Source organism: Pseudomonas sp. JUb42 (genome assembly GCF_024807945.1).
Lineage (GTDB): Bacteria > Pseudomonadota > Gammaproteobacteria > Pseudomonadales > Pseudomonadaceae > Aquipseudomonas.
This window is the reverse complement of record NZ_JANUFD010000002.1, coordinates 74,811-93,808: the sequence shown is the minus strand read 5'-3', so window position 1 is coordinate 93,808 and position 18,998 is coordinate 74,811. Positions and strand designations below refer to the sequence as shown.

At 58.6% G+C, this 18,998-nt stretch carries 33 protein-coding genes; 8 read left to right on the top strand and 25 right to left on the bottom strand.

Annotated features, from left to right (window positions below; genetic code table 11):
• Positions 1–2: 2 nt before the first annotated feature.
• Complete coding sequence (locus tag M2401_RS04275; protein WP_259100161.1) at positions 3–341, bottom strand: hypothetical protein; 339 nt, start codon at positions 339–341, stop codon at positions 3–5.
• An 85-nt stretch (positions 342–426) separates the two neighbouring features.
• Between M2401_RS04275 and M2401_RS04270 the strand changes: the two genes are divergently transcribed.
• Positions 427–663: a hypothetical protein gene (locus M2401_RS04270; RefSeq protein WP_259100158.1), complete on the top strand. Its 237-nt coding sequence runs from the start codon at positions 427–429 to the stop codon at positions 661–663.
• A gap of 20 nt (positions 664–683) precedes the next feature.
• On the opposite strand, the gene M2401_RS04265 is transcribed toward M2401_RS04270, so the two are convergent.
• Positions 684–1,403, bottom strand: a complete 720-nt coding sequence (locus M2401_RS04265; protein ID WP_259100155.1) for a hypothetical protein — start codon at positions 1,401–1,403, stop codon at positions 684–686.
• Between the two features lie 169 nt (positions 1,404–1,572).
• On the opposite strand from M2401_RS04265, the gene M2401_RS04260 reads away from it, so the two are divergent.
• On the top strand, positions 1,573–1,782 hold the full coding sequence (locus M2401_RS04260; protein WP_259100152.1) for a hypothetical protein: 210 nt from the start codon (positions 1,573–1,575) through the stop codon (positions 1,780–1,782).
• A 134-nt stretch (positions 1,783–1,916) separates the two neighbouring features.
• Here the strand turns inward: M2401_RS04260 and M2401_RS04255 are convergent, their stop codons facing one another.
• The 23 genes from M2401_RS04255 to M2401_RS04145 form a co-directional block, all read right to left on the bottom strand.
• Complete coding sequence (locus M2401_RS04255) at positions 1,917–2,612, bottom strand: hypothetical protein (protein ID WP_259100149.1); 696 nt, start codon at positions 2,610–2,612, stop codon at positions 1,917–1,919.
• 45 nt (positions 2,613–2,657) lie between these two features.
• Positions 2,658–4,559 (bottom strand): DNA cytosine methyltransferase, encoded by a 1,902-nt coding sequence (locus M2401_RS04250; RefSeq protein WP_259100146.1) that lies wholly within the window; start codon positions 4,557–4,559, stop codon positions 2,658–2,660.
• A gap of 43 nt (positions 4,560–4,602) precedes the next feature.
• Complete coding sequence (locus M2401_RS04245) at positions 4,603–4,854, bottom strand: hypothetical protein (protein WP_259100144.1); 252 nt, start codon at positions 4,852–4,854, stop codon at positions 4,603–4,605.
• Positions 4,841–5,038: a hypothetical protein gene (locus M2401_RS04240; protein ID WP_259100142.1), complete on the bottom strand. Its 198-nt coding sequence runs from the start codon at positions 5,036–5,038 to the stop codon at positions 4,841–4,843. The genes M2401_RS04245 and M2401_RS04240 overlap by 14 nt, the downstream gene beginning before the upstream one ends.
• Positions 5,039–5,130: 92 nt before the next feature.
• Positions 5,131–5,763 (bottom strand): hypothetical protein, encoded by a 633-nt coding sequence (locus M2401_RS04235; protein WP_259100140.1) that lies wholly within the window; start codon positions 5,761–5,763, stop codon positions 5,131–5,133.
• Between the two features lie 70 nt (positions 5,764–5,833).
• Positions 5,834–6,145 (bottom strand): hypothetical protein, encoded by a 312-nt coding sequence (locus M2401_RS04230; RefSeq protein ID WP_259100816.1) that lies wholly within the window; start codon positions 6,143–6,145, stop codon positions 5,834–5,836.
• Positions 6,145–6,555 (bottom strand): FaeA/PapI family transcriptional regulator, encoded by a 411-nt coding sequence (locus tag M2401_RS04225; protein ID WP_259100138.1) that lies wholly within the window; start codon positions 6,553–6,555, stop codon positions 6,145–6,147. The genes M2401_RS04230 and M2401_RS04225 overlap by 1 nt, the downstream gene beginning before the upstream one ends.
• A gap of 72 nt (positions 6,556–6,627) precedes the next feature.
• The gene (locus M2401_RS04220) at positions 6,628–7,089 is read right to left on the bottom strand and encodes a hypothetical protein (protein WP_259100136.1); all 462 of its coding nucleotides are present in this window, start codon (positions 7,087–7,089) and stop codon (positions 6,628–6,630) included.
• The gene (locus M2401_RS04215) at positions 7,086–7,319 is read right to left on the bottom strand and encodes a hypothetical protein (RefSeq protein ID WP_259100135.1); all 234 of its coding nucleotides are present in this window, start codon (positions 7,317–7,319) and stop codon (positions 7,086–7,088) included. The genes M2401_RS04220 and M2401_RS04215 overlap by 4 nt, the downstream gene beginning before the upstream one ends.
• A gap of 8 nt (positions 7,320–7,327) precedes the next feature.
• Entirely contained in the window at positions 7,328–7,996 is a 669-nt protein-coding gene (locus M2401_RS04210) for a 3'-5' exonuclease (RefSeq protein ID WP_259100134.1), read from the bottom strand.
• A complete protein-coding gene (locus M2401_RS04205) occupies positions 7,993–8,859 on the bottom strand; it encodes an ATP-binding protein (RefSeq protein ID WP_259100132.1) in 867 nt (288 codons plus the stop codon). Before M2401_RS04205 ends, M2401_RS04210 begins: the two co-directional genes overlap by 4 nt.
• The gene (locus tag M2401_RS04200; protein ID WP_259100129.1) at positions 8,843–9,496 is read right to left on the bottom strand and encodes a hypothetical protein; all 654 of its coding nucleotides are present in this window, start codon (positions 9,494–9,496) and stop codon (positions 8,843–8,845) included. The genes M2401_RS04205 and M2401_RS04200 overlap by 17 nt, the downstream gene beginning before the upstream one ends.
• 9 nt (positions 9,497–9,505) lie before the next feature.
• Positions 9,506–9,634 (bottom strand): hypothetical protein, encoded by a 129-nt coding sequence (locus M2401_RS04195; protein WP_259100126.1) that lies wholly within the window; start codon positions 9,632–9,634, stop codon positions 9,506–9,508.
• Between the two features lie 8 nt (positions 9,635–9,642).
• On the bottom strand, positions 9,643–10,125 hold the full coding sequence (locus M2401_RS04190; protein WP_259100124.1) for a hypothetical protein: 483 nt from the start codon (positions 10,123–10,125) through the stop codon (positions 9,643–9,645).
• A gap of 7 nt (positions 10,126–10,132) precedes the next feature.
• Positions 10,133–11,263, bottom strand: coding sequence for a hypothetical protein (locus M2401_RS04185; protein WP_259100121.1), 1,131 nt, complete (start codon positions 11,261–11,263; stop codon positions 10,133–10,135).
• A 50-nt stretch (positions 11,264–11,313) separates the two neighbouring features.
• Positions 11,314–11,514, bottom strand: a complete 201-nt coding sequence (locus M2401_RS04180; protein ID WP_259100118.1) for a hypothetical protein — start codon at positions 11,512–11,514, stop codon at positions 11,314–11,316.
• Entirely contained in the window at positions 11,483–11,737 is a 255-nt protein-coding gene (locus M2401_RS04175; protein ID WP_259100115.1) for a hypothetical protein, read from the bottom strand. Before M2401_RS04175 ends, M2401_RS04180 begins: the two co-directional genes overlap by 32 nt.
• 21 nt (positions 11,738–11,758) lie before the next feature.
• On the bottom strand, positions 11,759–11,974 hold the full coding sequence (locus tag M2401_RS04170; RefSeq protein WP_259100112.1) for a hypothetical protein: 216 nt from the start codon (positions 11,972–11,974) through the stop codon (positions 11,759–11,761).
• Between the two features lie 143 nt (positions 11,975–12,117).
• Positions 12,118–12,372: a hypothetical protein gene (locus M2401_RS04165; protein WP_259100109.1), complete on the bottom strand. Its 255-nt coding sequence runs from the start codon at positions 12,370–12,372 to the stop codon at positions 12,118–12,120.
• A 438-nt stretch (positions 12,373–12,810) separates the two neighbouring features.
• The gene (locus M2401_RS04160) at positions 12,811–13,095 is read right to left on the bottom strand and encodes a hypothetical protein (protein WP_259100108.1); all 285 of its coding nucleotides are present in this window, start codon (positions 13,093–13,095) and stop codon (positions 12,811–12,813) included.
• 160 nt (positions 13,096–13,255) lie between these two features.
• On the bottom strand, positions 13,256–13,555 hold the full coding sequence (locus tag M2401_RS04155) for a regulator (RefSeq protein ID WP_259100106.1): 300 nt from the start codon (positions 13,553–13,555) through the stop codon (positions 13,256–13,258).
• A gap of 43 nt (positions 13,556–13,598) precedes the next feature.
• Entirely contained in the window at positions 13,599–14,174 is a 576-nt protein-coding gene (locus M2401_RS04150; protein ID WP_259100104.1) for a hypothetical protein, read from the bottom strand.
• A 489-nt stretch (positions 14,175–14,663) separates the two neighbouring features.
• Positions 14,664–15,377 carry a helix-turn-helix transcriptional regulator gene (locus M2401_RS04145; protein ID WP_259100103.1) on the bottom strand — a complete coding sequence of 238 codons (714 nt, stop codon included), beginning with the start codon at positions 15,375–15,377 and terminating at the stop codon, positions 14,664–14,666.
• A 106-nt stretch (positions 15,378–15,483) separates the two neighbouring features.
• On the opposite strand from M2401_RS04145, the gene M2401_RS04140 reads away from it, so the two are divergent.
• From M2401_RS04140 to M2401_RS04115, 6 genes are all read left to right on the top strand, one after another.
• Positions 15,484–15,699, top strand: coding sequence for a helix-turn-helix domain-containing protein (locus tag M2401_RS04140; RefSeq protein WP_259100101.1), 216 nt, complete (start codon positions 15,484–15,486; stop codon positions 15,697–15,699).
• Between the two features lie 30 nt (positions 15,700–15,729).
• Complete coding sequence (locus M2401_RS04135) at positions 15,730–15,936, top strand: hypothetical protein (protein ID WP_259100100.1); 207 nt, start codon at positions 15,730–15,732, stop codon at positions 15,934–15,936.
• A gap of 320 nt (positions 15,937–16,256) precedes the next feature.
• Positions 16,257–17,060 (top strand): KilA-N domain-containing protein, encoded by an 804-nt coding sequence (locus M2401_RS04130; protein ID WP_259100098.1) that lies wholly within the window; start codon positions 16,257–16,259, stop codon positions 17,058–17,060.
• A gap of 2 nt (positions 17,061–17,062) precedes the next feature.
• The gene (locus M2401_RS04125) at positions 17,063–17,371 is read left to right on the top strand and encodes a hypothetical protein (RefSeq protein ID WP_259100095.1); all 309 of its coding nucleotides are present in this window, start codon (positions 17,063–17,065) and stop codon (positions 17,369–17,371) included.
• Entirely contained in the window at positions 17,371–18,168 is a 798-nt protein-coding gene (locus M2401_RS04120) for a phage replication protein (RefSeq protein ID WP_259100092.1), read from the top strand. The genes M2401_RS04125 and M2401_RS04120 overlap by 1 nt, the downstream gene beginning before the upstream one ends.
• Positions 18,158–18,976 carry an ATP-binding protein gene (locus M2401_RS04115; RefSeq protein WP_259100090.1) on the top strand — a complete coding sequence of 273 codons (819 nt, stop codon included), beginning with the start codon at positions 18,158–18,160 and terminating at the stop codon, positions 18,974–18,976. Before M2401_RS04120 ends, M2401_RS04115 begins: the two co-directional genes overlap by 11 nt.
• Positions 18,977–18,998: the final 22 nt, after the last annotated feature.

The window sequence follows — 18,998 nt, the reverse complement described above, 5'->3', positions numbered from 1 at the left end:
TTTCACGGCTTGTCGACTTTTACCCAGCCGCCCGGCCGGTGCGTGTCGTGGTAGGTATCAGCACCGTCCTGGCTGCGATGGCAGAGGCGGCACACCTTGCATGAGCGCGATACACCGAAATCGCCGTACTTGACGTGCTCGAAGTTGTTCCAGCGGTGACCGAACGGCCTGCACAACAGGGTGCGCGCAGTCGCGATGATCACCACCCAAACTTTCGGGTGTTTCATGCGTAGGTGGTTGTGGATGTGGTTGAGCCTCATGCCCATCCGCCAACGTAGTGGGCGGGAAGGATCACCTTTGCGGAGCGGCTCAGTTGCCAGTCTCCAGAAGTACTTGATCATTGGAATAGCTCCGCCCGCCATTCGGCAGGCATCTGGATCGGTGGGGAAGGGTGGTAGGATCGCTGCCTACCTGAAGGGGCGTTCAATGACTCAGCACAACATTTACGATGAGTACAAAGGCTTGCGGCTCTGGAACTACATGACCTGCGAAAGGGACGAGGAAAACCGAGAGGTCTGGCAGATCACGGTTGAGGTCAGGCGTGGGCGCGATGAGGTGGTTATCCCAGCCGTAGAGCAAGGCCAGACCTATGTCGATCGCATGTACGCCCAGGCCGCCGGCCGGGAAATTGGCAAGCGGTTAGTTGATGAGGCAGGGCTGTAACAAGTCGGCGATAACTCGGCTCATAGCGCCACCCGCTGGAATTCGACGACCCAGACCCACGGGTTTGCATTCCACGAATCGGCGCCGTTCACCTCAACCCATAACTCGCGCCAAGCGTCGAAAGGGTCAACCCAGTTGCCCAGGCCAGGCTCATTCTTGAAAGCGTGGTAGTAGTGCTGGCCGTCTCCGTGGTGGATGCGGTTGATACCCTCGGCAAGATATCGGCTGTCATGCGCCGTCTCGCCCTCGCCGTCCTGCATCCGCTCGACCCGCACGGCTGTGATCTCCAGCAGGATTCGTGAAGCCTTGCGCGGCATGTGGATGCTCGGTTTCCACGCAGAGCGCGTTTCACCGCCGCCGTCATCATCGCCAGCCCACTCAGCTTCACCATCGGCACGGTAAATGACATGTCCCGAGTAATAGCCCCGCCCGAAAGGCATTTCGCGGATTGGTGTGGCTGGTCGGTCAGGCAGCCAGTCGATCATGTTCCCGAGCTCATCAAAGTCGTGACTGATGACGCCCCAAGTCTCACGAACCCACAACTGGTCGCCGGGCTGGCCATAGGGGCACAGGTCCGCATTGCCGGGCAGCGCCAGAAACGCAGGTTCGAAACCAGCAGCCAAGCAATCCAGAGCTGCCTGTTTCTTTACCTCGCGGCGCGTGACCGTCTTCCGGCCTTCCAGGATGGCGCGCACCATCGGCGCCGAGAACAAGATCGGGCGTTCCTTAATTTCAGGCATCACAAATCCTCGCCGCTGCTGCGGCTGACTTTGAATTGATTGGTTACCGACCGTCAGCAAGCGTGACGTTGGTCGGCGAGCATTTGAATAGAGAGAAAAAGCGAACTTCACTGAATAGCAGGGGCTGCCCGAGGACTGTTGGCAGCTCGTTACGCCTCAGGGAGCTACTATGGAAAGCATCGAGGAACGCGTATACGTTCACACGTTGATCGCAGTATTTAGCGCTGCGTTTGAACTGGGATTTGATCCCTACGCACTTGCAGTACAGGCGAAAATGGATGTCGCGTTACGGGATCAGAAGGCGTTGAGGCCATTAGCGCCCGCCGCCGAGCAGATCATTAACGAGTCGTTGTTTGTGGCCAAGGTACTGCGCTGCTAGTTGTTATGGCTCGCCCATTCGGGAGAGTTTTCTGATGTACGAGCCGTTTGTTTTAATAATCCTTTTCGTGATCGCGTTTTCTGCGACAGGTGTAACGGTGGTCCTAATGGTGTGGGGCGACGATTAGCGCGCTGCTATTCGCGCTTGGCTTTGGACATCAATGCGGCTTCGGCTTCGGCGCACATGCCGAGAACCCATTCAACCCACTCCTTACGCTGCAGGTAGCAGGGTTCGTCATCGCCAGGCATATGGTGCGCGTGGCGCGGTCCGTGATTGATAGAACGAACGGCGCTGACCAATTCGGCGAGCTGGCTCTGAATTTTTTCGGCGAGATGCCACGGCGTCCAGTAGCCGTCCTCCATCGGAGTGGAGAGGGGTTGCTGTGGCCCGTTCCAACGCAGACCATATCGCGGCAAGCCATCGCCATCTGGTGGGCGCGGTGGCCAATCAGGCTGTATGCCTCGTAGCTGCTCGTTCTCAGCCAGGATTGCAGCGAGATAATCATCCAGCTCTATTTCGGCGCCGCATTTACCGCAGCCGCCGTCATTGGCTTGGCGATCTTTTAAGCTGAATGCTTCCTGGCAGCTCCAGCATTTTAATTTCCGCACTGGCGTCGGCGGTTGCCCGTTCATCCGCGCTTCGATCATCGCCCAGGCTGGCTCGAACTCCGGCCAGTCGCTTTCGATGACGAGGCATTTTCGAGGCGGCAGATGAGCCAGCAGGGCGAACATCGGGTCAACCAGGTGAGCGCGATACGCTACGGGTACTTTCTTCAGGTCGTTGCGCTTAATGACGATATATCGGTCTTCGCGTTTGAATTCTGCGGGCATGATGATTCCTTGGCCGGGTCATACCCGGCGCTTGAGATAGGGTGGTTATGCGGCGAGCCGCTGATACAGCTCGATTAATGGCGCGGCGTTTGCTCGCACCAGGGCCTCGGCCTCGTCAGGGCAGACGCTATTGCCGACTAGCCGGACCTGATTGGTCTTTGTGATAGGCCGCCACTCGTAGTCGCCGGTTTCGGCATTGAGGAACAGGCCCCGGTCGATGATGTAACTGTCATCGAAGCCCTGGGCGCGCTTCAGCTCGAGCGGCTGCAGCATCCGAAGGGTGATATCGACCATCACGTAGTCGCCGACCATAACGACGTCGGCGTACTCGGTGAAATGCTGGGGCAGGTATTCGCGTAGAAATGCCGCGCAACGCTTGGCGCCGTCCAGCTGCTCGTCGGTCAGCGAGTGATTCGGCAGTTGCACGACGCTTACAAGGCCCATGCGATCCTTGGCGGGCAGGGTATGCATGGGGCCGCGCAGAGATATTCCGTCCTTCTCGGCGCCGTAATATTTCACCAGGTAAGCCGTGACCAGGCGCTGGTTCGACCCGGACTGGCAGACAGTCGAAACCGGAGCGGTGGCGGGGCGCCCATCACCTTCGTAGAAACCGCCGTTGGCCTGCTCGAAAAAGGCCGACGATATGGCGTGATGGCCGGTGCTGCTGGTGATACATCCCAGCGGCTCGGTTGCTGGCGCTCCAATAGAGCCTTTGCGCAGCGTGATCATGGACGCGGATACCAAGGCCTGCTCGCCACGGTTGGCGCCGGTCACAGTCAGGACCGGATCGGTCAGTGAGTAGCCTGAGCGGTCGCCGTGATGGGTGAGATGGGTCAGGTGGGCCGACGCCACGGCGAAGTGGCCACCTTTGCACTGGGCGACCTGCGTGCGCAGCGGCTCCTGGGCGCTGAAGGTCCGTTGGTGCGTGGCGTTGGCGTGCTCAGTCAGGAAAGGCGTCAGCGCTGCATCCACAAGGGCGTGGTGGGTGCCGCCGCCGCTGATGGTGGACAGCGGTTCGTCCACGCCATGGGTGCTGGTGTGGCTTTTCGAAGTCCCGCGCATCGGCACAATGAAAGGCTTTTCGGCGGCCAGGGTGTGACGCCAAAGACCCTTGGCGATCCTGGCCATGGTGTTGTGGACCAGCTTGTCCTCGCGGAAGATCGTTCTGCCCAACAGGCTCCAGTCAATGCATTCGTGAGCTTCGCGCCAGGCGGCCTGGTTCTTTGCAGGCAGCTTGTGGCGAGTAGGGGCGGGCCACACGATCTTTTCCCCATCCCGGCGCGCCACGACATACAGACGCTTCCGGATTGTCGGTGCACCGGCGTTGGACGCCACACGCACGCGATGCTCAAGGTCGTAGCCCAGGCCACGTACCAGTGCTTCGACCGGGACGTGTTCGCCGATCTCAGCCAGGATTTCTGGCATGTCCGGGTGATCGGCTGGAAGGCCTTTCCCCAAGGCTGCGACGAATGCCCGGAATGTGCGGCCCCGCTCAGCCTTGATCGGCTTGCCATTGTCATCCAGCGGCCCCCAGTCGGCGAACTCTTCGACGTTTTCGAGGAAGATCAGACGAGGTCGCGTGGCGTAGGCCCAACGAACCACGACCCAGGCCAGGCCACGCACTTTTCGGTCTCGCGGCTTGCCGCCCTTAGCCTTGCTGTGATGGCGGCAGTCTGGCGAAGCCCACAGAATCCCTACCGGCTGGCCTCGCGTGGCTTTGATCGGATCAACCTCGAAAACATCGGCCTGGTAGTGGTCGGTGTCGGGGTGATTCGCCCGGTGCACGGCGATGGCGATCGCGTTGTGGTTGACCGCCACGTCAGGATGGCGGTACGCCCGGGCAATGCCCTCGCTGGCGCCGCCACCGCCGGCGAAAAGATCGACGACCAGTTCATGAAGGAACGGAAGGCCCAGGGTCATGGAGGGGAGTTTCTGAAATGCGGTCATGGGGCGTCCTCGCCTGGGTGGTGGCGTGATTTGGGGTTATGGGCTATTCCTTGATGTGGCCGGGGCAGCCGCCGCCTGAGAAGTCGAAACCCTCGCAGGGCCGGCCCATCGGGATGACCTCTTTTCCCTCGGAAAGAAGATCCATCATGTGTTCGCGGGCCTCATCGGCACTCAGCTGCCGCCCGTTGCCGTCTTCGAACAACTGGCCCAGCTCGCGCTTAGTGGCGCCTCTGAGGTATCCGCGAATGCTGAGATGGACGTGAAAGGTGCGAGGGCGATAGTCAAGCTTGCTCATTCGGGACATCCTGGCCGGAGCGCGGGCAGCCCATAAGGTGCTCCAGCACCTCCTCGCGGATCATGTCGGCGATATGCTCGTCGGAGGGGTTGTCTTGATGCGGCGTAAGATTCACGCACAGAGATTGCCGCTCCTGGCCTGGGCCGGTGAAGTCGATGCTTATCAGCAGAGTGACTTTGCTCATGGCGGTTCTCCTGGGTACGCGCCTGCCTCCGTACCCGGTGGTGGCAATTTGATTAGGGTTCAGGTATTGCGGGTGACCGGCATGGAGCTGGGTCAAGGTGTGTTACTTGTGCCGCAGTTCCGGCAGTCTTCCCGGTAGCGCTGTGAGTCGCTGATAAACCGGCCACAGCCATCGCAATTGAACATCATCATGCGCGGTCGCTTTGGCCTGATCAGTGCCACGCCAGTGCCGCGCAGGGCATCCTTGATGTTCACGTCGTCGCGTTCGACCAGCGCCCGAGCACGGCCGTTGATGTAGGCGCACGGCCAAACGATCGACCCGGAGCTGCCAAGCTTGCCGATCCAAGTGACGGTTTGGGCGCGAGGCACGCGAACGGCCTTGCTCAGGTCGCTGGTGTAGGTGCCGTCCTCGCAGAGCCAGATCAGATTATTGCCGTTCCAGGTCTGCGGTTTCTGAATGTAGAAGTGGTCCGCATCAGGATGGGCGTCCAGCGCCTCGCTAAGCGTCACATACTGGCAGTCCACGCCGACGCGCATGTGGGCGTCGACGTAGTCCTTGGGCCAGGGGATGTCGGTCTCGCGGCACGCATGCTGGCGCGTAGCGCCGGACAAGGTGAAGACCTCTGCCTTTTCCAGGTTGGTGGTGTAGCCGCCACCGGAAGCCCAGAACGACAGACCGTCGCCGACATAGCTTCGGCTGTCCTGCAGGTAGAATTGGTCATCCATGGATTATCTCCAGTCAGGCGCCTACCTCCGATTTCGGATTCAGCGAAAATATTTTGTTTGAATAGGCGGTTTAATCGTCGCTACAGATGCGCAGCGCTTCCCGGCTGTAGGCAATCTCGAGTTTTCGCGCCACGTTTTCGGGTATCACGTAAACGTGGCGCGGCGAGGAAAGCAGCGGCAACGCACCTCCAGGCCCCAGCGCATGCAGATGATGAATCATCAGTGTCAGCGCCTCGCCTTGCTCTTCAAGCCCGGACCACTCCATCAGCTCAGCCAGGGCTTGCTTTGTGCCTGGTCTGACCTTGAGTCGTAGGTCCTCTTCCTGAAGCCTGGCCGCCTTGTCATGGCGGCGCTTGTCGCGGTCTTTCTGAGCTAATGCCATCACGCAGCCCTCAGCGCTTCGTCCTCGACATCGAGGTTATCCAGCGCCTCCCAGATGATTTGCCGTGGCGCATTCGACATGGAGCACATCGCGACGATCTTTCGGTGCGCGGGGTTCTTTGCCCGGCTACCCACGTCCGCCAGCACCTCTTTCAGCCGGTCGCCCGATGGCTGTAGTGTCGCCGCCAGCGCCATGACCAGCAGAACGTCCAGGCCATCCAGCGGGCGTTTCTCGGCGCGCCACCAGAGGTGAGGCTTGCCAACTGATCCGCGCTCGCGGGCGACCTTGCCCTGAGCTTCCAGCGCGACCAGGTCAGCGCGAACTGCCTGGATTGACATGCCGGTCGCATCCGCCAGGGTCTGAGCGGTCATCCCGGCCGATTGAGTGAGGTAACGCCAGATTGGGGTCATGTTTGATTCCGCTCGGTGGAAGGTGGATATGTTCGGCCCGGCGTCGGATGCGGACCTTTGCGTTTATGCGCTTCATGCTGCCCTTGCTCGCTCCCAAACACCCATGGCCGAGAACACGGCATTGGCCTGGGCTTCGGTGAGGCTGATCTGGTCAGGCACGGCGATCCAGCCCGAGCCGATCACATGCTTCTGGTTGGCAGATGCGCAGACCTCGGCGTGTTTCTCGATCATCAGCGCTTCCAGATTCGCAACCAGGTGCATGCCGGCGGTCGTGAACTCGGTCGCCTTGCTGTACTGGGCGCCGCTAGGCTCCTGGCAGAAGACTGCGATGTACACCGTCCATGTATGGGCGATATCGCACAGAGCATTGGCTACCGGGAGGGTGCGAATCTGCTTGCAGCTCTTCCAGTTGACCATCACCTGCACGTCGCCGGGCTCAACGTTGGCGACGGCGGCATGGTTGGTTCGCACCAGGGCCCGGCGGGCGCGGTCGATCTGGGCGCGGCGGTTGCAGACCTTGCGGACCTTGCTCATAGCGCCTCCGTCATCTGACGGATTTGCTTGCGGCCTGCCGGTGAGATGATCCGGGACTTTCGTTTGAGGACCGTTTCAGGGTCTACCCAGTCCTTGCGAACAGGCGGTATGGCACGCTCTGGCATGCTCGGCCCGATCTTTATCCGGCCGCCAGATTCAAGAAAGGCAGTCATGGCCGTCTCGATCTGTGCTTGCCGCTCGTTGGCGGCGATGATGAAGTTGTTTGTCATGCTGCCACCTATCTTTGAAGGGCTTTGCGCAGATACGGGTCGATCTCTGTTCCTAGCAGCCAGCGCTTGTAATCGTCGGGGATATCCTCGATGGCTTTTCCGCTGTGCTTGCCGAATCGGATGATCCGAGGGATGCGAGCGTCTTCTGAAAGCTCCCAGAGCTCTTCCCAGCCAGAAACCTGACGGCCCAAGCGCACCGACATTGCATCCAAGATTTTGACCACCAATAGTCGGCAGTTTTGTACGTCATCCAGGGCCGCGTGGGCATTGCGTAGAAGCGCAGGCGCTTCGCTTCGGTAATGCAAGTAAATCATCGCTGACTGCGAATGACTGTCAGCGAGCGGCCACAGAAGAGAGCTGAGCGCTTTAGTACAAATGCGTTTGATGTCTGGCTGACCGATCACGCGCCAGTCGTAGTCGACGTTATGGCCGATCAGGTAGGTGGCATCAGTTGGCAAGAAAAAGGAATCATGGGGCGGAGAATCTACTAATTCCTCGTCAAGGATGTGGCTGGTGGCCAGTGCGCTTAATTCAATCGCCTTGGCTGGTTTGTAGCGGGACAGAAAGTGGCCGACCACTTCCAAAGTGTCGATTGACGTCAAGCGAAGCCAGGCAGCCTCAACCAGTTGCGGGTCATTTAGGCCGGTCGTTTCGGAGTCGAAAATGTAAGCAGTCATGCTGATTGATCCATCGGGGTTAGTTCTGATTTGCGCCTGTCCTTGGCGGCGACAACCTGTGCCACCAGGTCGTCAAAGCCAATTGCGATCGATTTGGCCGCATTGAACGCCGCCTGCAGGCCTGCTATGTCCGGCGCCATTGCGATGTCAGCGATGGCGTCCACCAACAGCTCTTTTGCACGCGCTTCAGGACTGACGCCCGAGTTCAGCCAGCCCAACATCTTGCGGCCGGTTTCTTCACTGATCAGTTCTGGCTGATCGAAAATCTTCGTCCTATCTTTGCTGGCCAGTGCTGTATGGGCGTCATGCGTTAGGTCCAGCACCACAGTGAATTCGTAGTCTGTACCGTCGCGCTGCTCTGACTTCATACCGAGTTTGACGATCTTCTTGCCTTCACCTTGGACCGTCTCTGTCTTGCTCCGCATGGTGCATATGACGTGGAGCGCGCTGGCGAGAATCTTGTTGGTCAACTGGCGGTGGCGCGGAGTGGTTTCATTCCACGCAGCCCAGGTATTCCCTCGAAACTTCTGATGCGCCAGGGCCTCGTTCGACTCCAGGCATCCGCCCGGACCGGTCCATTCGTGCGAGTAGCTATCGATGATCAGTACGTTATATCCGGCGACCTCTGCGGCACCGATCGCCTCGACGTAGCGCTCAGGCGTAAAGGGCGCTTGCAGCTCAAGAACATCGAAGTCGGCAAGGTCGGAGTACAGCGATGCGCTGCCTTGCTCGGTGTCGATTACTGCTATCCGACCGCCCAGGCCTTTAGCCATAAGCAGGGCGGAGTAGGTCTTGCCTGAACCAGACGGGCCGGCCAGCGCGAGGCGCAGTTTTGCTTGTTTCCGCTCAGCTTTCTTGAACACGGCGATTACCCCTTGATGGCGTGCTGACAGCGGCCTCTATTGGCCAGCCCAGCTTGTTGATTCGTTTATGTATGCATGAGGCCGGTATCCCGGTGATATCCGACCATTCCTTGAGGGTGAGATCTGAGCTATTGGCTTGGTATGTTCTGTTCGTTATTTTGTTGTTGGCCTGCTCGATGTCAGTGGCCCAGCGGCAGTTTCCTGGCTCGTACCCTAGGCTTCCGTCGATCCTGTCGATGGTTGTGCGATCTGGCCGCTCACCCATGTCTTCGAGGAACGCCGTGAACGAGTTCCAGCGGTCGCAAACTGTGATTCCCGCTCCGCCATATCCCGCAAAGTTGTCTCGCCCAGGATCGTTGCAGCGCTGTCGCATTGCGCACCACGACACGTACGTTGGGGATACACCGCTACGGCGCTTGTTTCCGTGCTTCAGTGCATTCCCTTCCTTTTGGATGCATCCGCATGACTTCGTGTGCCCGCTGACCAACCGCTTTCTCTGGATGAACACCACCGAGCCGCAATCACAGACGCACTTCCAGCCTGGTCGTCCGCCGACTAATCCAGCCGGCTCAGACAGCGTGAGTCGGCCGAATTTTTCTCCGGCAGAGGCCTGCTTGCGTTCGGCTTTCTTGAACATGGTTATTCCTCAGTTCGGTTGGTTGTCCCATTCCCGCTCAATCTTGCGGGCTTCTGCTTCGTACTCTTTGCGCTGCTCGCCCTCAAAGCGATCAGGCGAAAACGACCCGACTGTCATCCAGTCGAGCTGCGCAGCCATCGCCGGGCTCATCCTGCCAGCCTCGGCAGGCCCATCAGCGCTGCGCTCTCCGCCATCGTCTGTGGCGGGATGACACCCATGTTGCTGGCGATGCGCTTGAGGCTCACAAGGTCATCAAGGGTTACCGCCTTGTCGATGTAACCGGCAATAGTCGTCAGCTTGAATGTGCTGTCGCTGAGCGCTACTCCGAGACCCACAACGCCGAGAGGGCGCACGTCCCGGCCGAGGATTGAGCAAATCGACTGGTAGACCTGTTCGAGCTTGCTGGTGGCGTATCGGGCCTCGGTCTGAGCGCGCTTGCGGTCATTGGTCTCTGCTGCCAGCCGGCGCTCAAGGTCGAGCACCAGTTCCGCAGATGATCCGAGCTTTTCGATTCGCTCCTTGTTAGCCTGCCGACTTGCTTCGCTAAGCTCCTGGCGCTCGATCGCCGCCGTCGGTGCGGCCAGTGCCGCCATACGCATTTGCGCTGAGAGAGATAGTTCGTCGTTCATGGCGACCTCAATAGGCGATTGATACAGCAGGAACCTTGCTCTGATGGATCAGGATGATTACGGCCTTGGCGACCTCTTCGTTGATCCCGGCGTCCATCAGGGCTTTTTGAGCAGCAAGACAGATGGTCTTTTTATGCTCCTTGTCGGCTTCGCGAGCGGCGGCCTGGCGCTTCTCTTCGGCCAGTGCCGCATCCTGTCGTGCAATCTCGTCCAGCCGGGCCCGCTCAACTGCTTCGGCTTGGCGCTGGATGGCGGCAACGCGATCAGCTTCGGCCTGGATTTTTTGGCGTTCGGCCTGCTCGGCGGCTAGCTGCAGTTGCAGGGCCTGATTAGCGGCGGCGGCTTCGGCATCGCGGGCCTTTTGATCGGCATCACGTTTGGCTTGGGCGGCTTGATCAATGAGCGCCTGTTCGCGCTTGGCTGCGGCATCGCGGTCGGCCTGAGCCTTCTGTTCGGCTTCGACTCGCGCCTTCTCAGCAGCTTCATGGGCAATGGCCGCCTCATGATCAGCTTTGGCGCGGGCCTCGGCCTCAGCACGGAGGCGGGCTAGTTCTGCCTGCTCAGCCTCGTACGCCTCGCGGGCCTTGAGATGGGCGCGCATGGCAGCCAGGCACTGATCCTTCACCTGCGCAGCCTCGGGCAAGAACTCCTCCCAAGAGTCGTCGATGACGCGCGCCTCCATTTCTTCAATGGCCGCCTTTATCGACGTTGCATCCATCGGACCGGTCAGATCAACCGCATCCTTCATCGCCTGAATGCGGTCGGTGTGGCCATCGCGCCGGGCAATATCAGCAGCCTCCCAGTCATCCAACGGCTTGCGGACTTCCTTCTGCCACGATTCAAGGATGTCCCACACGCGCTTGCGCTCGGCGTCGATCTTCTTCGGGATCTCCTTTTGCTGGGCGGATATCTCCTTGCCGACCGCCTCCAGCGCTGTCTTGGACTTGGCGATCTGAAATGACATCGAGGCATAAGCATCGCGGCCCTTTTTCGTCGCGAGGTCCGGCAGGATCTTCTGGAACTCGTCGACCTTGGCGCGAACCTGCTGCAACCACGGCTCCAGGCCGTCCGGCGCGCAAAAAATGGCGAGGGCTGATTCTTTGGGCGGCACGGTGGCCAATTGGGTTTCTGCGGACATAGCGATACCTCGCGCTCCATGCGGGGCGCTGCGATTAATTTGGGGAGGGGTTACTGCTGGGCTTGCTGCTGTTTGACGCGATAACGAAGGACCTGCAGAACTCGGCCGCGATAGCCTGGCTCGGCGTATTGCTCTACCGGTGGCCCGAAATGGCCGCGCAACTCAGCAAGTCGGTATGCCTCGCGCAGGTTGTGGGCGCTGATCTCTTCCAACTGCTCATCAATGAGCGACGGAACAAGCGGCATTGTCATACGGCACCCCCAGCCTTTTCAGTTGATTGCGAAAATGGCGAGTACGGGCGCGGTGACGGCGCTCGACGTAGCCCTGGTACTCGGAACAGTCAATGTCGCCCTGGGCGTAGGCCATCTCGGTGGCCATGTCTGTTTCACTGCTGAGCTGGATCGAGTCATCGCCGACTTCCATCTTCAGCAGCCGGGTTTCAATCATCGCCGCTGCCGTGTCGTGCCGGTTCATGGTTGCCTCCAGTGGGCTGGGTTATGCGTTGCGGGCAGCCAGCATGGCGTCGGCCATGGCGTAAGAAGCGTCGGCTACATATGAGATTGCGCGAGAGTCATTGCTATCGATCATGCTCGGACTGGCTGCAAACCCCTGCATGGCCTTGGCCGCGAAGTAGTCACGAAGAGTTATCCCCTGGTTCTCCTCCAGGGAATATTCACTTGGCATTACCGGACCGCCTGTTTCTTTGCTCATCACTCAATCCTCAGTCAGTGAACCCATTCGGCTGAACCCTCAAGAACGGCTATCTGCCAAGTGGCGCCGGAGTGGGTTCATGCGAATAAATTCAGGGCAATAAAAACCCGGCGCTAACCGGGTCAGAATTGTTTGGGCCGAGCCTATTCGTGCTGGCCGGTCAGCGGGTTGAAGCGGTATGCGCCATCAGACGAAAATGCAGGGCGCACGCCGTTCTCGTCCTGAACATTAGGCTCGCCCATGAAGGTTGGGCCGTTCTGGTCATTCAAAGCATCACCCAGCCGTTCAATGATCCGATCCTGTTCGCGAACCTTCGCTTCAGCCTCCAGCGCTCTGCGCTTCCAGATGGCCAGCTCTTCGCGAGCGCCCTGATACGCATCTGCAAAATCTTCTTTCATGGTCGTATCTCCTGTTGCTCGCTCACTGGGCAGGCAGTGGCCACCTATTGAAGCTGCATTGGAATGTCGGGCCGCACCATTTACTGCAATCGACGTCCGGGCTTCGCCACAATCTGATTGCTCTGGAGACGCTTTTTTCATGTCCCGCCGACATTCCGATACAGCCTCGCCTTCGCAGGGGTCGAAGTCCCTCCAGCGAACTGCTCGGGCTTGCTTTGTGGCCCACCGCAAGCAGGTGGTTTGAGGCCCTGGTGAGACAGGGATGCCGTTCCTTGCTGCCGATACCCGGCAAGGCAGGTTCTGGAATTACCAAGACACTGCTAGAGCAATGTCTCGCAGATCGGCTCTGCGCGATTGATGCAGGGGACCGACTTAACGGCTTGTACTCGTCCGCATCCTTCAGCCAACTCTGTGAATTGGCTGAGGCGATGCTTTCTCTCACTCCTTGCCCATAGGGCTGGCTGTGGTCTTGGCGATGGCGGCATCTACCAGTCGCATAGCTTTCATGGCGTTGCTGTTTCCAGCAGGAAGATAATCGCCCCACAGCTTGCGAGCGGCCTGCAGCGCTTCGAGCATTTCAGGAGCGGCAGTGATTAGATTGGCGTTCGCTACGCCCTCACGATCATCAACCTTGACGTCTGCCACCTTCCCCTGGCCAGCCAGTGCAACGATGGCGCTTCCGCGCCTTACCCAAGGCCCCGGCGTAAACTTCGACTCACTCATCACTTACCTCCCACAGATCTAGCCAGGCGCATCCATACATCACGCTGAGCCAGACAATCGTTTTTGAATTGTTTCTCCCGTATTGCCAGATGGTTATGGCTGCGGGCTGCTTGTACTGTTAGTTGCTTGAGGGACATGAGGGGCTTCCTTGCAGGAGTGGTTATGCCGGGGCTCGCGGCGTGTATTTGAACCGGTGCCAGTTATCTCGCAATTCGATTGGCTCGTAGCTGCTGCGGCGATCGGCAAACCCAAGCTCCACCGAAAGGGCGTGCAACTCATGGCGGCGCTTTATGTTTTCCATTGCTATCCAGTCGGCGTCGGCATTGCGTTGCTGCGCTTTCTTCGGCGTCAGATCCATACAGCTCACGGCGCTTAATTTGCTCAGGCGCCGATCGTCGGTCTTCATATTGCGAAGCAGAGCAATCATTGCGTCGATGCGCTGCTCGTTGGTTATGGCCATCTCTCTACCTCCTGATTGCCCATAGGCGAATGGGGGAATGGGGTTAGATAGTTGCGCTGACCTTGATTGCCGCCGCGCAAGCCTGAATCGCGTCTTTTGCGGCCACCTCTATGTTCTTGGCAATCACCTTGTTCACGTCGTTGATCGCGTTTTTGGCGCTCTTTTCCAGGGTGTCTTTGATGTACAGCTTCATCAGGACGGTGAGACGAGGGCCAGACTCGCGCCAGTTGTAGGTGTCTTTTGATTCTTCGCGGGATTTGCCGTTGTAGTCGACCTTCTCGCTCATATACACCTCGGCCCGACTGGCGATGTACTCCTTGAAGGTCATCGGATCGCCCTTTGGCTCGCCGTAGGCATTGGTCTTCATCATGTTGGCGGCTTCGATCATCTCGCCGACGCGAGGCAGAACGTGCTCGGCAGCAAGAGCGGCAATCTTCAGATCAACCGCCTCCTGAACGCGCTTCTCGACCTGCTGCTTGAACTTGGACGCGTATGACGATTCGTCGCCATCCTCATCAAAACCGGTGGAGTAGAGAAGCGCATGAACCGCCTGCTCGACGATTCGCTCTTGAAGGTAGGTAGCGCTTACGCCAAGTGCTTCGAGTGTCTTGATGTCCATCGGTGTATCTCCACGTTTGTTTGATTTTCCGAATGGCCCTGCGTGCAAGGCCATTGAGGAAATCTGTTTTCAAACCAGGCCCCGGTCGCTCATCCGGTATCACGCTTCCCACTTCGCTTGGGGCCTGCGTGTCGCTTGAATGACAGCTTCATGGCTGTCACACCTGTTTGCAGCTCGCCCTGTTGGGTCTGCTGGCCTTCTATGCCTGAAGGCTCGGCGGTCTAAGTTGTGAAAGAGCGCAGACCCGATTGAGGCCCTGGCGAGTCGCTGTAGTGGCTCGATGGATGTAAATCTACAACCTAAAGTTACAGTGCGCAAGCGTTTGGTTGTAGTTTTTTCTCGATTGAGTTGTAGGGCCATGGAAATCAGTAACCTGCGGTTGTTTTGGCGCCCACAAAAAAGCCCGCACTCGGCGGGCCTAATTGATCAGGGGAGGGTGGCGCTATAAATATTCGGAGAATTCGCGAGGGAATGCGCCCAGGTTCGCCTCTACCATAGAGCCGAAGACCAGAAGACCCGGCCGATTATTGTGATCATGCAATCTTCCATCTGCTGAGAGGTGTATTCCTCATCCGGGTGCTCGTCGCGGTTAAAGCTGCGCATGCGGATGCCGCCACCAGCCAGGCGATAGAGAGTCTTCACTCTGAGCTGGCCGTCATGGTCGAGGGCGTACATCTTCCCGTCAACGACAGTCGTTGAGCCCTGATCAACGCCAACGGTGCTTTTATCCGGTAGCACTGGTTCCATGCTGTTGCCGCTGACGGTCACGCACACAGCGTCACTCGGCTGTACGCCCTGCCTGCGAAGGGTGAGCTTTCCGAACCGCAGCTTCTGCTTATGCGACTGCTCCACGATGGTCTTCCCAGACCCTGCGGACAGCTCCACTTCCTTGAGGAACGGCACGTACACCTCGTCATCATCCAGGGGGGTGTCGTCATCCCACACATCGAACGGACCAATCATGGTGGCGTTTGACTCAACCTTGCGCCGCGAACCAGACGAATCCTCGCCAGTGACCAGAAACCCTACAGAGGTGGATAGGGCGCTGGCTATGTCATCCAGCCGCCGTCCTCTAGGCACTGACGACTCTGACTCCCATTTTTGGACGGCCTGAGGCGACAAGCCAAGACTCCTGGCCAGCTCTGACTGACTCAATCCTGCCTGCTCTCGTTTTTGCGCTATGCGCTTTCCTAATGTGCTCATAGCTCAATGATGCAACCAGCAGTTGTAATTTTCACTGTGAATGTAAGTTGTAAGTCGCGCTGCCATACGATAACCTCTGGTTGTAACTGTAACTTTGAGGTTCAAAATGGAAGACTTTCCAGTATGCAAGGCGGCCAAGGTCGCTGGCGGCCAATCCGCGCTTGCTCGCCACCTCAACGTCACGCCTCAAGCGGTGCAGAAAATGTGCGCCTCTGGGCGCGTGCCCGCTGAGCGAGTTCTCGAAATCGAAAAAGCTACTGGCGTCTCTCGCCATGAGCTCCGGCCGGATTTGTACCCGACCGAATCCCTTTCTGCCGCCTAACCAATTCATCAGCCACAAGGAGCAACACCAATGGCCTACATCCACAACCCTCAAGACAAACGCAACAAGCGCCGCCAAGTCAGCTTCAACCAAACGCTGGACAAGATCCTTGAGCGCGCCGCCTGCCGTGCGCGCACCCAGCACGCGACGTTCCTTTTGAAAATCATCGAATGGGGCGTTGAGAACGGCGCAATTGAAGGCGTGCTGAAGGAAGAGAAGAAGTCTAGCGCTGCGTGATCAGCCTAAGGAGGTTCATTTGCTCGAATACCAAAACCTGAGCCCTGGAACGAGGGCGCGAGTTGAAGAGCTCGCCAGGGTCAAGCGGTACAGCCTCGATGAGGCCTTGGAAGAAATCATGATCGAGACAATTGCCATGGGTGGCTTGACCTTTTCTACACGCCCCAAAGCAACCCTCGCAGAAATCAGGGGAGGGCCGAAAGGCGCTGACCCTAATTAGCACCAGATCTACTGACCCTAATTAGTTGCACCAAATTACAGACGAAACAAAGCCGGGGTAGTGACCCGGCTCTCTTAAACATCTATGTGGGACGAATTATATGCATACCACGAACCAAACAATCAACACCCAGTCAATTCACTCCGCGCCACGTTTTGTTATCTCGGAAAACGTGGCGCGGATTGACACAGTAAATATCGGCGGCGTGACGATTCGCCGTGACGCGGAAGGCCGCTACTCGCTGAACGATCTGCACAAGTCGGCAGTAGAGAGCAAGAAAGCCACCGACAGCCAGCGCCCCGGAAACTTTCTCAAATCTGAGTCGGTAGCCGCGTTTATCGGTGCTTTAGAAACTGCTACGAAAATAGCAGTTTGCGTGAAGCTCCCAGGGCGCGCTGGTGGCACCTTCGCTGATGAGCTGATAGCCATCCGTTACGCCGCCTGGATCGAGCCTGCCTTTGAGGTAGACGTCTATCGCACCTTCCAGTCGGTTAAGCGCTCCGCTGCTGACAGCATCCGCGAAGGCGTTGATCGCGCTATGTCTCGCGAGCGCGCTCGTCTTGAGGCTCCAGCTCTGACCGACGCCATCACTCACGGCCGCATCGCTGCAGGCAAAGAAGTGAAGCACTACCACTTCAGCAATGAATTCGACCTCATCAACCGTATCGCCCTGGGCATGCCGTCGAAGGCTTATCGCGCAGCTCACTGCATTGGTCCAGCAGAAGCTATCCGTGACCACCTGACGCCTTGCGAGATTCGCTGCATTGAGCACCTGCAGCGCGTGAATGCCTCCCTGATCGACATCGGAACCCCTTATGAGGCCCGCAAGGAGCAGCTAAGCAAGGTTTACATGCTCCGCCACAGCCGGGCGCTTCTCTCTGAAATCAAGCGCCTGGAGTTCTGACCATGCCGAAGCCTACCCGTCAAGACTTGATCGAACGCGCAGCCCTGACAGCGCTGCTGCTGTTCAAGGCCACGACCACTAAAAAGGCCCTGAAGATCGAACTGCGCACTATGTACGACACGTTCTTCGAAGCGCATGGCCGACCTGCTGGAAATTTCGACCCAGACAGCGAGGAATTTCTCCCTGTTATGACCTTTACCGACGCTCAGTTCAATCGCGTGAAGGAGGCCAAGAAGGCCGAGTACAACGCCAAGCGTCGTCATGAGACGGCTATCCGCGCTCTGTCGAGCTTTTATCGGGAGGCCGTGTAATGGCCCGCGCACGAAACATCAAGCCAGCACTGTTCAAAAACGAAGTGCTCGGCGTGGCTGATCCGATGATCACGCTGCTGTTCGAGGGCCTGTGGCTGCTCGCAGATAAGGCCGGTCGCCTGGAAGATCGCCCACTTCGCATCAAAGGTGAGCTGTTCCCCTACCGCGAAGGGATCGATATCGAGGGTCTTTTGCAGTTCCTTGCCAGCGAAGGCTTCATCATTCGCTACACCGTCGGCGTGAAACGCTTCATTCAGGTCGACAACTTCGACAAACATCAGAACCCGCACCGTAACGAACCAGAGTCAGTTATCCCTTCTGTATCAGAGGGTTGTATCACTACCGATTTTGGCGGAACTACTTCTGCCATTCTCGGTAGCGCTCGGGCTGATTCTCTGATTCCTGATTCTCTGATTCCTGATTCCCTTAACCCGCCGACGCCTCCGGCATCGTCGTCGCCGAATGAGGACCTGTTCCCGAAGTTCTGGAAGCTCTACCCGAACAAGAAGGGCAAGACCGCAGCAGAGAAGGCGTGGAAGAAACACAAGGTCACTGACGACCTGTTCACCCTGATCACCCAGGGCCTTGCCCGGCAATGCGCATCCCCCGGCTGGACCAAGGACGGCGGACAGTTCATCCCGCACCCGGCTACCTGGCTCAACGGCAAGCGCTGGGAGGACGAGGTATCGACTCCGAGCAACGTCCATCACCTGCCATCCAGCCGCCACACCGGCTTCGACAAGCGCGATTACACGGCGGGCCTGACTGCCGTGGGGGATGGGACCTATGACTTCTGAGCCGAAAGTCATCAACTTGGACATCTGCGACATCGAGCGCCGGTTCGGGGTGATCGCCAAGCAGCCAGCCAAGTGCGAAACCCACGGTGAGTACGCATCCGTGATCCGCAAGACCAGCGATACGCCGTCAGGTTGCCCTGAGTGCGCCGCTGAGGCCCAAGCATTGCGCGATCAGGCGGAACAGCAGGCGATGTATGCCCGTATGGCCGAACAGCGTCTGGAGCGCAAGCTGGGGGCCTCCCTGATTCCCAAGCGGTTCATGGGCAAGCGCTTTGCTGACTTCCACGCCGCCACCGAGGGGCAGAAGGCCAATCTCGACAAGTGCGTCGAGTATGCCGAGCAGTTCCCGCAGAACCTGGAAGACGGCCGCTGCATCGTGATGACCGGCACCCCTGGCACCGGCAAGACCCATCTCGCCACTGCCATCGCCGGACACATCATCGTCAACCACAACGCCACGGCCGTGTACCGCACCGTCGGCGGGCTGCTCCAGTTCATCAAGGGCAGCTACGGCGACCGGGCTGAATACAGCGAGGCCGAGGCATTCGCCAGTTTGGTAGAGCCATCGCTGCTGATCATCGACGAAGTGGGTGCCACCAAGCCGACTGAGTTCGAGCTGGCCACCTTGTTCGCGGTGATCAACGGGCGTTACGAGGAACAACTGCCGACCATCGTCATTTCCAACATCGACGCCAAAGAGCTGGGCGCCGTCCTGGGTGACCGCAGTGTTGACCGGCTACGTGAAGGTCGCGGCATTGGACTGGTATTCGAAGGCGCTTCTGAGCGCAGCAAGCGGAGGGCTTCGTGATGAAAGTGCATCGTTATCTATG